Below are 12625 nucleotides of genomic sequence, written 5' to 3'. Positions count from 1 at the left end.
TATAAGAGAAAAAAGATATGCAAGATGCATATCTTTTTTCTCTTTCTTACCAGGAAGCTTTTGTTTCGTGATTCACATCATTATAACCATTTAATTTATAGGTATGATTACCAATAGCGTAATCATCTCCATAATAAACGCTTGTGTTGGTCGCTGTAGCACTTACATAAGATGATTTTTTTGCATTATTACTTTTCGTATTCACTAATGAGCCATCGCCATTGAAAGTCCTTGCTTTTGCATAAATATAGTCTTCGGTCGTAGTTGATTTCGATTTAGCAACTGCATATGGGTTACCAAAAAAGGGAGTATAGACGCTAATGTTAGAATCATTCTTAGGTGCAGCTGCAACAGTCAAACTAGAAACATTGGATGTTTTTGCTGATTGAATTGTATCAAAGTCAACTAAAACAGGCTGCTTGTCTGCAGTACCCACCTCTGAGGCACTTGCGTTATTAGTAAAACCAAAACCTAAAACCGCTAACCCTAAAGTTGTCACCGCTAAAGATTTTTTCATATTCACTAATTTTCCCACCTTTTTTAATTTTTGAGTTCGAACTCAACTCATACAATATACGAAAAATTCGAAACTCTCAACAACCTATCCGATACTTAACTTTTCTTTTACTTTTGATTTAACATATCTTCATTTTAATAATTTGAATATAGCTTTAACTGCTTAGCGAACATGGAAATAGGGTTACCAATATGAAATTCATGTAAATGTAGATTTACACTTATAGAAGAGCACATGAATGAAAAGTAGGGTGGTAATGAAAGAGAGTTAGAAGAATGTAATACAAAACAATCGGATTATGTATTCATTAATTGTAGCGGCGGAAAAAGAAAAGATAGTAAAGGAGAACATTAACGGTAAAAATGAAACACGGTATAAATCAATCATGTACGAAGCAATTCTACGTTTGTATGTAGGATTACTTCGTTTGTAAAGTTTAAAGCTGTTATTGTATTCCCTATGTTATTTTTAAATTTTTGTGGGAAACCTATCTGAAAAAGGATGGTGGCAAGAATGACAATTGATCGAGTGTGTACAATAGGACCAGCAAGTAATAATAAAGAAACGTTAGTGCAGTTAATAAAGAATGGTATGAAAATTGTTCGGCTAAATTTATCACATGGCACGCATGAAAGTCATAAAGACATCATTCGTTTAGTGAAATCTTTAGATGATTCTATTAAAATTTTAGGTGATGTGCAAGGTCCTAAAATAAGATTAGGTGAAATGAAGGAAGATCAAATTACACTTAAGGCCGGGGATTCTTTTCTTTTACATACGCAACCAGTCATAGGGAGTAATACAGAAGCAAGTGTGGATTATGTAGGTATTGCGAATGATGTGAAAGTAGACAGTAGAATTTTGATTAATGATGGAGAGGTTGAATTAATTGTTGAAAAGGTAAGTAAGGAAAAAATAGAAACAAAGATCAAAACAGGTGGTAATATCTCATCTCATAAGGGGGTGAATTTACCAGGTGCGACAGTTAGTTTACCGGCTATTACAGAGAAAGATAAAAAAGACATTCAATTTCTTTTAGAAGAGGATGTTAATTTTATCGCGTGTTCTTTCGTACGAAAACCTAGTCATATAAAGGAAATACGAAATTTTATACAAGAGCATAAAGAAACGTCCCCAAGTTTAATTGCAAAAATTGAAACGATGGAAGCGATCGAGAATTTTCAAGATATATGTAAAGAAGCAGATGGAATTATGATTGCAAGGGGGGATTTAGGTGTGGAATTGCCGTATCAATTTATTCCGCTTTTACAAAAAATGATGATTCGTGAATGTAATCGAACGAATACATATGTTATTACAGCAACACAAATGCTTCAATCTATGGTAGATCATTCTATTCCTACAAGGGCAGAGGTCACCGATGTTTTTCAAGCTGTACTAGACGGGACGAATGCAGTGATGCTTTCTGCTGAAAGTGCATCAGGAGAGCATCCAATCGAAAGTGTGAGAACACTACGTCTCGTTTCGGAATTTGCGGAGCATGTAAAAAAAGATGGTCCTTTTGCGATGAAAGATGTACTGGAATGGCTGCATAAGTCTCTTTAATACATGTAGCTTGGTAAGTGATGAATAAAAAAAAGAGGGCGGATATGCATCCCCCTCGAGTTTTTAACGAATATTACTCTTGCTCTTCTTGCTCATCCAAAATCTTATCAAAAGCAGCCGATACTTTATCAAACTCTTCATCATTTTCAATGTATGAAAACTCATTATCTTCTTCTACTTTTAAAAAGAAGATATCAATGTCTTCCTCAGTTTCTGTTTGAATGTCTTCTACGAAGGCAACTGCAATATATTCTGCGCCTTCGACATCCATCGCTCCAAGTACTTCTACTTCCTGATCCTCGTTATTCTCATCACTAAGAGTAAACACTTCGCCAACTTCAATATCAGACATATTCATTCTCCTCCTGTTCGACTCTAAAAAATAGAGCGTTCAAACTGCATACATACTAACATATCTTTCCATGAAAAATCAATTTCATACATAAGAAAAATCAAATTCTACTTCTTTAGTATGAGTATCCAGCAATAAGGAGGAATATTTTTTGAGTGCTATATTACTAAATCCATTCAACAATTGTATCCATAGTCTGTCTTGTTTTATCACGCTTTGGCTCTTCTTTACGGTAACCAAAGGCAGCCATAACGGATACTTCAAAATTATCGTCTTTTACAATGCCTTCTTGACGAAGTAAAGAATCTACTTTCTCTTTATCAAATCCTTCTATTGGACAAGAGTCAATACCAATTTGAGCTGCACTCGTCATCATATTACCTAAAGCGATATAAGATTGTTTTGATGCCCAATCAAATACAGCACGGTCGGATTGTAATAAGTTAAAATCTGATTCCTGGAACTTTTTGAAGAATTCATATCTAATTTTTTGAGTGTCTTCAGGTAATCCAATAATATCGTTCATCATATATTTAATATAATCTGCATCATAATGCATATCTTTAATGTTTCTTGAAAGAACAATGACAAAGTGACTTGCTGTTGCAAGTTGCCCACCAGCACCCCATGAATATGGTTGTAGTTTTTCTCTTACTTCTTTATTTTGTACGATAACAAATTTCCAAGGTTCATATCCAAAAGAAGAAGGAGATAATCTGCCTGTTTCTAAAATGAAATTAAAATCCTCTTCTGAAATTTGTTGCATAGGATCGAACGCTTTACATGCATGTCTGAAATGAAAAGCCTCCATAATTTTTTCTTTTGTAATTTCTTTTATATTTGTCATAAAAGTTCCTCGTTTCATTAATTTATTTTGTAACCAAATTATATTTTTAAAGTAACATAGAAACAAGTACGCACATTTATGTGGTATAGTATCAAAAAAGATACTAATGTTAAGGGAAGGGATTTATTATGGATTGTTCAAACGAAAATAATATAAATTACCCATTTTTAAATAAATATTCTTGTCCAGTGGAAGCGATGGTTGAGGTCATTGGAGGGAAATGGAAAGGGGTTATTTTGTATCATTTATTAGATGGTACAAAGAGGTTTAATGAATTAAAAAGATTAAAACCTAATATCACACAAAGAATGTTAACACTACAGCTGAGAGAACTCGAAGCAGATGGCATCATACATCGTGAAGTATACCGTGAAGTACCTCCAAAAGTAGAATATTCATTAACTGAGCTTGGTGAATCACTTCGTCCAATGATTCTATTAATGATGGAATGGGCAACTCATAATATGGAAAAAGTTTTGGAGAGTAGAAATACACAAAATAAAAGTTAAGAGTTGAAATGGATATAGGAGAGATATGTGAAATAGTTGTAGAAATAAAAGGTGTTTCCATACGTGGAAACACCTTTTATCCCGCATTAACGGCCAGTAAGACCCCCACCTCAAAATTCAGTGGAAGCAAAGAAGTTAGGTGGGGATCGGGCTGCCCGTAAAAGCCCGATTGGTGAAGGCTAATAATCAGTGGGGGATCAACAAACCCCCCACTGATTAAAGTTTCACTTTATTTCTATGTTTTTTACTTTTTAACTTCAACTGCTGAAGTTGCAAAGTCACTCAAGTTTGCAGTTTTACCATACCAATCAGCGTGTCTAAAAACAACACCTTTTCCATATCCTTCAGTTGAAGTACGTTCCCATAGCGTTGTTGAATAGCTAGCAGTAGGAGCTGCTGTACGTACAGAAACAATTTGATTTTGCCAACTAGCAGACAAGTTTTTATAACCGCTACTTAGAGAAAAATACTCGCTACCTGTACGTTTATAGAAGTCTGTACTACCAGGTCCGCTCCCTCCAACACCAAGGGGAGTGATTGTATGATTCAACCTTTGTTTATCTTTTTCAATAAAAGACTCTAAACTTTCTTTGTTCGAAAATCCATAAGATAACCAGTCTCCATTTTGATTTTGTTTCGGTAGAACTAAAGTTATTTTTACGTCTTCCTTTGATGGAGCACCCAATTTGTGAAACGAATCTACAGCCTTTTCATCTACAGTTACATATTCGAAAGAGGCAATCGTATAATCCTTTTCGGTACTAGCTAATACTGATCCCAATCCTACAGTTAATGATGAAGCAGCTAACACTGCACCTACTACCAACTTTTTAAGCATGAATTCATCTCCTTTAAACTTAGATTTTTTTGTGTAACTAAAATGTATGTTAATTTAGGTTTATTGTAAATATTTAGAATTTTATAAAAATAAATCGGAATATTCTTTCATTAATCCAAAGTAAGGAATTCGCTTTTCTATTAAAAAAGGATCTACTTAAAAAGTAAATCCTTTTTGGATATTAGCAATAAGGCTAGAGTGTGCTACTGATTTTGCTCTTTGCCGATTCACCTCAAAACTTTACTGAAGCAAAGGAGTTAGCGGGAGGCGTGCTACTTGTGAAAAAGAATTTGTTGTGTGCTAATATAGACAACACCATCCGTAATAAAAATTTCGATTTATCCTACTATGAGTTAAAAACTTCATTTTTAGTAGTGGAAGTAGCGTCTAATAAAAGGAAGATTGCTGCTATAATATGTAGAACGATTGCTATATAAGGATGAAAGGCAACTAGAGTAGTGATAATACCGATATAATGAACGTACGTATCCATGCCTTCTTTTTTAGCTAATAAAAAAGTAGTGAAGTAGTAAAGGTATCTCATATTGGTTAACAAGACTTGAAAATAAATAATAACAAGGAAGTAATAAAAGGTGAGCGATTCCTGTAGTCCACTTTAGTGCTTGGATGTAGGTTTTCAAAGTAAATCCTCCTAAAACAATCTATATCTATATATTACTAAAAATAATAGGTAATTGGATATTATATATTTGTAGTTTTGAGTAGATTATAATCATTTTATGTAAACTAATTATAGGTTATCTATAAAATAGAAAAACCACCCAAACGAGGGTGGTTTTTATTATAAATAATTACTTAAAGAAGCAAGAGGAACCTTCACCTCACTACCTTCTTTCATATTTCTTAGCATAACGGTTTCTGCACTAAGTTCCTCTTCACCAATAATAAGTACATAAGGGATGTTCTCTTTATTGGCATAATTAAGGGCGCGTTTTAGTTTGCGTCCTGCTAGTTCAAGTTCAATTTTCCATGAAGTAGTGGATCGTAATTGCTGGGCAATTTGCAAGCATTGTAATTCTGTCCCGAGTGGGATAATAAATAAGTCCGCTGTAGAGGATTTTGTTTCTTTTTGTGAGAGTGCTGTATAAATAACGTCTAAACCGAATGAAATACCGACTGTTGGATAGTTCATATTATCACCACGGAATGCTCCGATAATATTATCGTAACGACCACCACTACCGATGCTAGATGTAATCGAGCCATCTTTTAGAAAGATTTCATATACGGTACCTGTGTACATTGTGAGTCCTCGTGCTAGAAACGGATTGAATATAGCATTCTCGTTTATTCCAAGAGCAATTAAATATTGCTGTAATTGTTGTAATTCGTTTATTCCATCGGTAACGAGTTGATTATTGAAAGCTTCTTTAAAGTCAGCAATTGTAAGCTTTAGACAAGATAATACGGTATTACATATCGTATCAGCCATTTCTTCAGTAATTCCGCGCCCCAATATATCTTTCCGTACACCATCAATCCCAATCTTTTCAATTTTGTCTAATGATAATATTACGTCACTCATTAATTCAGTAGGGATGTTAATCGCCTGAAGAATACCGTTTAATAATTTTCGGTTATTATATTGGATCGTTACTTCTAAGTTTAACGTTCGGAACAGTTCAAACGCCATGCTCATAAGTTCAGCTTCTGCCATGACAGACTCAACACCGACTATATCAACGTCGCATTGTATAAACTCACGAAATCTCCCTTGTTTAATCGGACCATCTCGAAATACTTTCCCAATTTCATACCGTTTAAAAGGTAGACGAATATTTGGATTCATCGCCACGACTTTTGCGAATGGAATTGTTAAATCGTAACGTAAAGCAAGCTCACGTTTTCCTTGATCTTGAAGTGTATATATTTCCTTTAAAATTTCATCACCACCGCCATACTTGTAAGACATAAGTTCATACATATTTAACGTAGGTGTCTCTAACGGTTTACAGCCATAACGTTCAAACGTATCTTCACACGCTCTTTTAATTTTATTTCGCAGCACTTGCTCCTCTGGTAAATAGTCCTTTGTTCCTTTTACATTTTTCATTTCCACTGTAATCACTCCTTTTTTAAATTAAAAAAAGCTATGCGGGTATAAAAATACCCACATAGCTTTATGAACGCTTCGTGGGTAAACAGGAAAAGCCCTGTACCCACGAAGAAAAAATTTTTTTCGGATACACGGCGTTACGTATGATGATGAAGTTGGAAAGAAGTATTAAAATTTCGCATTACAAATCTCTCCTTAACATAAGTTTTTCCAAATTATATCAGATGATTTTTGAAATATCAATATTTTCAGTTTTGAAAAATGCGTGAAGTTATGTAGGAGAAATGGAAAAGGGTGTATAATAAAAGAAAACTTAATAATATGAAATAACCTTTTAAGGAGAAGCACATGAAAAAAGATAAAACGAATGCGATGCGAATATTAGATAAAGAAAAAATTGAATATTCGATGATGTCATATGATCCAGACGATGGGAAAATTGATGGCGTGTCAGTAGCCGAGAAAATTGGACGAGAAGTAAGAGAAGTATATAAAACCTTAGTCGCTCAAGGGAATAGTAAAAATTATCATGTGTTTATTATTCCAGTAGATGAGGAACTGAATTTAAAGGCTGCCGCAAAAGCAGTAAGTGAAAAGAAGATTGAAATGATACCTGTTAAAGATATTACGAAAGTGTCAGGGTATATTCGCGGCGGTTGTTCACCAGTCGGAATGAAGAAGTTATTTTCTACATGTATCGATGAAAGTGCTCAATCGCTTGAAACGATCATTGTAAGCGGCGGAAAAATTGGTATACAAATTGAGCTGAAAGTGGAAGATTTGGCGAAAGTAACGAGAGCGCAGTTTGGTGAGATAACGAAGTAAATATACATAGGGGAAGAAGTTCTAAATATTATGGAACTTCTTTTTATTTTAGATAGATGTTTCTTAACGGTTGTTGTAGGATGATCTAATTAAGTATACGGATTATGTTTTTTACGGTATAAAACATCAAAAAAAAGATTTTTTCAGTATAAAACACTTTAAAGACGAACGTTTTTTAGGATGAAATAAAATAATGTTCATATTTATATTGCGTCTACACTAATAGTTTGTTATATTATCCATATAATAATTTTGAATAACATCACTCGTATATACTCGGTAATATGGTCCGAGCGTTTCTACCTAGTTCCCAATGAAAGAACTGGACTACGGGTTAAAGTATTCGGTCGGTTTGTGTATGGAGCCGCTACCGTTCTATAATGTAGCATTGACCTCGTCTTTTGCTTCATTAACTTTGACTACCGTAGTTCTAGAAAGTAGAGATTCTTCTACAATTTCTAGAACTTTTTTCTTTGGGCGAAAACATCGAGTATATGAAACAACAAGAGAAAGAGGAGAGATTATTTATGAAGAACAATATGTTACAAAAATGTGCTGCCCTAGTAACTACTATTGCATTGTCATCCTCAATACTTGCGGGATGTAATGCGAGTCCAAAACAAGTTGTTGAGGCAAAAAGCAACGAAAAGCCTATCTTAATTCAAGGTCCAATGCCGATAGAAGCAGAAAAATTTGCGAAAAGGTTAAAAAATGTGAAAGAAGAAAAGTCTGGAACATTTGTATTTTATAAAGGAACTGTCGACAATTATCCTGTAATCGTTGCGAAAACAGGTAAAGGAATGGAAAATACAGCAGCCGCTACAGCAGTGGCTATTGAAAAATATAAGCCTATAGCGATTATTAACCAAGGAACATCGGGTGGCCATGATCCTAATTTAAACGTATTTGATATTGTGTTAGGAAAACAAGTTGCAAATATAGGTTCATTAAAAACCACAAATATGGATGAGAATCAAGGGATTGAGCCAACAAAATGGATATCTATGGATTTAATGGCTTCTGAAGGAAGTGCAGGAGAAGATCCAAATGCTGAGAAAATCCGATACTACGAGGGAGATAAGGATTTACTTGCAGCAGCTAATGCAGTGAAAGATACATATACAAAAGGTAAAGTGGTTGAGGGTACGATAGGTTCAGCAGACGTTTGGAATAATGAAGTTGATAGAATTAAGTGGTTCCATACAAAATACGGTACATCTGTAGAAGAAATGGAAGGCGCTGCTGCAGCGCAAATCGCAAAAGCTTATGACGTACCATTTTTAGGAATTAGAGTATTATCTAACAATAAAACAAACGGCGGAAAATACAATCCAAATACAGCAGCGGCAAATCAAGAATATGTATATGAAGTAGTTAAAAAGTATATAGCTTCGATGCCAAATAAATAGAAGTAGTTGTATGCTCAACATAAATGTCAATTAGCTCCAAAAGTTTCCGAGACAGATAGATTTACTTTAGGAATGATAGTTGAAAAAGAAAAGCTTGTTTCTTATTGAAAAATATAAGAAATGAGCTTTTTTATTTAGAAAAAATTGATTAATTAGTTTATAGCGTTAATATATAACATTGAATATCGTAATAATATAATGGAGGTGAATGTAAAATGGCTTTTACTACAGGTCCTATTGAAAACTTGGGAAATCAACCTGCTAATGCAAATAGAGTTAGGGTGAAAATTCTTAACCGTACTGCTGGCCCGCTTACTGGAGTAGCTAGAGTTTTTAGACTTGACGGTTCAATAGTATTAATTGAACAGGTGAATTTCAATGTGAATTCTAATGCTTCTACTATTGAAACTCTAAGTTTAGTTCATCCTGCTTTTGGACAAGCATTAGAATATGAAGTTCAAATTGTTCCGAATCAACCTGGTGGACTATATAGTGTTTATGGAATAACAGCTGAAAGTGTTATCATTACTGCACAACGTGTTGTCAATGCAGAATTAACACAGTTTCTTTAATAAAAATAGATTGGTGCCTACATGGTATCCAATCTATTTTTGTACTTATTTTTCAGAGAAAGAAGAGTTTTACACAAAAAATAAAGACAGTTATGGAAAAAGGAAGAGCCGAGCTATCATCTCGATTTGTACGATTGCTGTCCTAGACTCTATCTGTTTTATTGCACGGTTTTCTTTGAAAAATTTATTAAATATGCATAATTGCATAAAAAAATTGAAATTTATAAGTTAACATTAAACTACTTTTTAATTGTAAAGAATAGCTTAATAATCTTTACTAGGGAAGGATATTCCTTGTGAAAAGTGAATTTGTTTGAAAAGTAGATAAACCAAAAGTATGGAAATGATACAGACTGATTAGGGTTTTGTATTAAATAAAAAGAGAAGGGGAATGGAGTTTTAAACGTTTTCGTAGTTTTAGGGAGAACATTTTTAGTAAATGACTTCAAATTATATTTTAAAGGGGAAATGGGTATATGAAGTTTCGAAATACAAAGCTTGCTATGGTTACATTATCTTCATTTTTTATTTTAGGTTCTGCATCTCTATCATTTACAGATACTATACATGGTGAAGTAGCTTCTGTATCACCACAAGAGATGACTGTAAAAAGCTATGACGATACATATTATAATAATGCAATAGGAAAAACGGGTTTGGAACTAAAGAAGGAACTTCATAATATTATTGATGATCATACAAAGTTATCATACAGTGCGGTTTGGGAAGCGCTAAGAGATACGGATGAAGATCCAAATAATAAAAACAATGTAATACTCTTATATACTGGGCGTTCGCAAGGGAAACTTACGAATGGTTCAGGAGTTAATAACTGGAACCGAGAGCATGTTTGGGCAAAATCTCATGGTGATTTTGGAACGGCTGCAGGACCTGGAACAGATCTGCATCATTTAAGAGCGACGGATGTATCTGTAAATAGTTCACGTGGAAATCTGGATTTTGATAATGGTGGTGTGAATCATTCGGAAGCGACAGAATGTAAATATGATAGTGATTCTTGGGAACCTCGTGATAGTGTAAAAGGAGACATCGCTAGAATGCTGTTTTACATGGCTGTTCGTTACGAAGGGGATAGCGGTGAAATAGATTTGGAACTCAATGAAAAGGTGAATAACAATAAAGATCCGTACATTGGGAAACTATCTGTATTACTAAAATGGAATGAACAAGATCCGGTCGATGATTTAGAGCGAAAGCGTAATGAAATAATTTTTACAAAATATCAACATAATCGCAATCCTTTTATTGATCATCCGGAATGGGTAAATAAAATTTGGAACTAAGATTTGTAAAGGTATTATATTTTGTAAGAAGGGATTGATCATAATGATCAATCCCTTCTTACATCTATACTAGAATCAATAATTTTCATAGGATTGGAGAGGAAAATAGAATAGATATTTTTGTATCATCATTGATGAAAAGAAATACCTGTAGGAAACGGTATTTCTTATTTATCAAGTTAAGTATATTGTAAACCTTTTAGTACGGCCCCCACTCAATATTCACTCCAATAATAAGAAAAATAAGTCCAATAATAAACCAAATGAATGCAAGAGGAGCCATAAATCGAATCCATTTTCCGTAAGAAATGCCGCTCGCTGCGAGTACCCCCATTAAAACACCGGAAGTTGGATTTAAACAGTTCACTACACCTTCGCCGAGCATAACAGCTTGTACTGTAACTTGGCGTGTAATGTGCATGAAATCAGCTAATGGAGCTAATATCGGAATGAAAATAACAGATTCTCCTGTCCCGGATGAAATGAGGAAATGTAATGCGGCACTACTTACATACATACCGATAACGCCAAATACAGGGCTATATCCTTCGAGAGACTGTGCGAGTTGATTAACAATTGTATCAAGTAATTTGCCTTGTTCTAGAATGACTGAAATAGAGCGAGCCATTCCGACGATCAAAGCACCGTATATGAGATTTTGGCAGCCTGCTAGAAAAGTAGAAGCGATATCGTTCGCTTTCATACCGCCTATTATTCCTGCTGTAATTGCGATGAAAATAAAAGTAGCGGTCATTTCTGCATCTGTCCAATGTAGTCGAAAAGCCCCTATTAAAAATACAATTAATGATAAAGCTGAGACGAGTAAAATTAATTTGTGACGTATTGTCCAAGGAACTTCAGTTTTCTCTATTTCTCTCTCTCTTGAAAGAGCATTACTTGGAAACCAGTTATCGCCGAGTATGCTTCCTTTATTCGATTTTTTTAAACGTTTTATATACCAATTAATATACAAAATGGTAGCAATTAAAAAAGAGATATAGATTGCTGTACGTAACCCAATCCCTGAAAACATCGGAAGTTCTGCGATTTTTTGTGAAATGCCTAAAGGTGAGGGAGATAATATAGTAGCATTAAAACCAGCATAAGTGCCTAAATAAATAATTGCTACGCCAACGATAGCGTCCCATTTCAATGTGCGTGCAACGATGATGCCGATGGGGATAAAGCCGATAACTGAGTTAACGATAATGCCAGTCGTTCCGAGAAGAGAAAAGAGTGCGGCGACAATACAAATGAAAAGTAATTGCTGATTCCGAAATTTGTTAATCACATGATAGATTAAACCGTCAAGAGCACCTGTTTTTTCAAGAATGGCAATGGCTCCACCTGTAAATAAAATTAAGAAGATGATAGGAGCAGCAAGTGTCATTCCTTTTTCAATAGCGGTAAAAAAAGAAACAAACCCTACTGGCGATTGTGGAACAGAATGATAACTTCCTGGTATTGTCGTTGTAACAGTCCCGTTTGTTACTCTTTTAAATTCTCCAGCAGGAACGAAATAAGTAGCTATTGCACAAAGTAAGGCAATAAAAAATAGTAGTACGTACGCGTCAGGCATTTTAAACTTTCGTTTACTAGGTTGTTTTTTTACCTCAGTTTGTAATTGCATAAAATCCCTCCTTTTTCACTTGGTTAATTTTTAATATTCTGAAATTTATCTGTGAAATAGATTATAATAAAGCTTGCTTCTTAAGGCAATAGTTTCTGTATCCTTTTCCTACACATACAAATTATTGCAACATTAGACAGGGAAACGAAAATAATCCAAGAATATGTTAAATAGAAAGT

12 protein-coding genes, 1 pseudogene and 1 riboswitch are annotated in these 12625 nt (G+C 34.3%); of the genes and pseudogenes, 6 read left to right on the top strand and 7 right to left on the bottom strand.

Annotation, left to right across the window (positions count from 1 at the left end; genetic code table 11):
• Positions 1–46: 46 nt before the first annotated feature.
• Positions 47–523 carry a XoxI protein gene (locus tag JDS92_RS06690; RefSeq protein ID WP_199631710.1) on the bottom strand — a complete coding sequence of 159 codons (477 nt, stop codon included), beginning with the start codon at positions 521–523 and terminating at the stop codon, positions 47–49.
• Positions 524–1030: 507 nt separating this feature from the next.
• On the opposite strand from JDS92_RS06690, the gene JDS92_RS06685 reads away from it, so the two are divergent.
• Positions 1031–2083 (top strand): pyruvate kinase, encoded by a 1053-nt coding sequence (locus tag JDS92_RS06685; protein WP_199631709.1) that lies wholly within the window; start codon positions 1031–1033, stop codon positions 2081–2083.
• Between the two features lie 73 nt (positions 2084–2156).
• Here JDS92_RS06685 and JDS92_RS06680 read toward each other — a convergent pair whose 3' ends face one another.
• Both JDS92_RS06680 and JDS92_RS06675 read right to left on the bottom strand, forming a co-directional pair.
• On the bottom strand, positions 2157–2441 hold the full coding sequence (locus tag JDS92_RS06680) for a DUF1292 domain-containing protein (protein ID WP_002039126.1): 285 nt from the start codon (positions 2439–2441) through the stop codon (positions 2157–2159).
• 160 nt (positions 2442–2601) lie between these two features.
• Entirely contained in the window at positions 2602–3282 is a 681-nt protein-coding gene (locus tag JDS92_RS06675) for an NAD(P)H-dependent oxidoreductase (protein ID WP_274606196.1), read from the bottom strand.
• A gap of 128 nt (positions 3283–3410) precedes the next feature.
• Between JDS92_RS06675 and JDS92_RS06670 the strand changes: the two genes are divergently transcribed.
• Positions 3411–3791 carry a winged helix-turn-helix transcriptional regulator gene (locus JDS92_RS06670; protein ID WP_000340657.1) on the top strand — a complete coding sequence of 127 codons (381 nt, stop codon included), beginning with the start codon at positions 3411–3413 and terminating at the stop codon, positions 3789–3791.
• Positions 3792–4035: 244 nt separating this feature from the next.
• Here JDS92_RS06670 and JDS92_RS06665 read toward each other — a convergent pair whose 3' ends face one another.
• The 3 genes and pseudogenes from JDS92_RS06665 to JDS92_RS06650 form a co-directional block, all read right to left on the bottom strand.
• The gene (locus JDS92_RS06665; protein ID WP_168387644.1) at positions 4036–4629 is read right to left on the bottom strand and encodes a hypothetical protein; all 594 of its coding nucleotides are present in this window, start codon (positions 4627–4629) and stop codon (positions 4036–4038) included.
• A 346-nt stretch (positions 4630–4975) separates the two neighbouring features.
• Positions 4976–5270, bottom strand: a pseudogene (locus JDS92_RS06660) (hypothetical protein).
• A 161-nt stretch (positions 5271–5431) separates the two neighbouring features.
• Positions 5432–6709, bottom strand: coding sequence for a histidine--tRNA ligase (locus JDS92_RS06650; RefSeq protein WP_097959885.1), 1278 nt, complete (start codon positions 6707–6709; stop codon positions 5432–5434).
• A gap of 345 nt (positions 6710–7054) precedes the next feature.
• Between JDS92_RS06650 and ybaK the strand changes: the two genes are divergently transcribed.
• The 4 genes from ybaK (at position 7055) to JDS92_RS06630 (ending at position 10816) form a co-directional block, all read left to right on the top strand.
• Complete coding sequence (gene ybaK, locus JDS92_RS06645) at positions 7055–7531, top strand: Cys-tRNA(Pro) deacylase (protein ID WP_199631707.1); 477 nt, start codon at positions 7055–7057, stop codon at positions 7529–7531.
• Between the two features lie 246 nt (positions 7532–7777).
• Positions 7778–7881, top strand: a riboswitch (purine riboswitch).
• 177 nt (positions 7882–8058) lie between these two features.
• The gene (locus tag JDS92_RS06640) at positions 8059–8940 is read left to right on the top strand and encodes a 5'-methylthioadenosine/S-adenosylhomocysteine nucleosidase (protein ID WP_199631706.1); all 882 of its coding nucleotides are present in this window, start codon (positions 8059–8061) and stop codon (positions 8938–8940) included.
• 215 nt (positions 8941–9155) lie between these two features.
• Entirely contained in the window at positions 9156–9512 is a 357-nt protein-coding gene (locus JDS92_RS06635) for a hypothetical protein (protein ID WP_000896124.1), read from the top strand.
• Between the two features lie 476 nt (positions 9513–9988).
• The gene (locus tag JDS92_RS06630; protein ID WP_199631705.1) at positions 9989–10816 is read left to right on the top strand and encodes an endonuclease I family protein; all 828 of its coding nucleotides are present in this window, start codon (positions 9989–9991) and stop codon (positions 10814–10816) included.
• Between the two features lie 199 nt (positions 10817–11015).
• On the opposite strand, the gene JDS92_RS06625 is transcribed toward JDS92_RS06630, so the two are convergent.
• Positions 11016–12446 (bottom strand): YfcC family protein, encoded by a 1431-nt coding sequence (locus JDS92_RS06625; RefSeq protein WP_097881538.1) that lies wholly within the window; start codon positions 12444–12446, stop codon positions 11016–11018.
• Positions 12447–12625 lie beyond the last annotated feature (179 nt).

Source organism: Bacillus cereus group sp. N12 (genome assembly GCF_016483575.1).
GTDB lineage: Bacteria > Bacillota > Bacilli > Bacillales > Bacillaceae_G > Bacillus_A > Bacillus_A toyonensis.
The sequence above is the reverse complement of the archived record's forward strand: the minus strand, read 5'-3'. Positions and strand labels throughout refer to the sequence as shown.

Excerpts from the sequence above, each read along its gene's own strand:
- JDS92_RS06685 (WP_199631709.1), top strand. The coding sequence starts at position 1,031 with ATGACAATTGATCGAGTGTGTACAATAGGACCAGCAAGTAATAATAAA.
- JDS92_RS06625 (WP_097881538.1), bottom strand. The coding sequence starts at position 12,446 with ATGCAATTACAAACTGAGGTAAAAAAACAACCTAGTAAACGAAAGTTT.
- JDS92_RS06630 (WP_199631705.1), top strand. The coding sequence starts at position 9,989 with ATGAAGTTTCGAAATACAAAGCTTGCTATGGTTACATTATCTTCATTT.
- JDS92_RS06635 (WP_000896124.1), top strand. The coding sequence starts at position 9,156 with ATGGCTTTTACTACAGGTCCTATTGAAAACTTGGGAAATCAACCTGCT.
- JDS92_RS06640 (WP_199631706.1), top strand. The coding sequence starts at position 8,059 with ATGAAGAACAATATGTTACAAAAATGTGCTGCCCTAGTAACTACTATT.
- JDS92_RS06670 (WP_000340657.1), top strand. The coding sequence starts at position 3,411 with ATGGATTGTTCAAACGAAAATAATATAAATTACCCATTTTTAAATAAA.
- JDS92_RS06665 (WP_168387644.1), bottom strand. The coding sequence starts at position 4,629 with ATGCTTAAAAAGTTGGTAGTAGGTGCAGTGTTAGCTGCTTCATCATTA.
- ybaK (WP_199631707.1), top strand. The coding sequence starts at position 7,055 with ATGAAAAAAGATAAAACGAATGCGATGCGAATATTAGATAAAGAAAAA.
- JDS92_RS06675 (WP_274606196.1), bottom strand. The coding sequence starts at position 3,282 with ATGACAAATATAAAAGAAATTACAAAAGAAAAAATTATGGAGGCTTTT.
- JDS92_RS06680 (WP_002039126.1), bottom strand. The coding sequence starts at position 2,441 with ATGAATATGTCTGATATTGAAGTTGGCGAAGTGTTTACTCTTAGTGAT.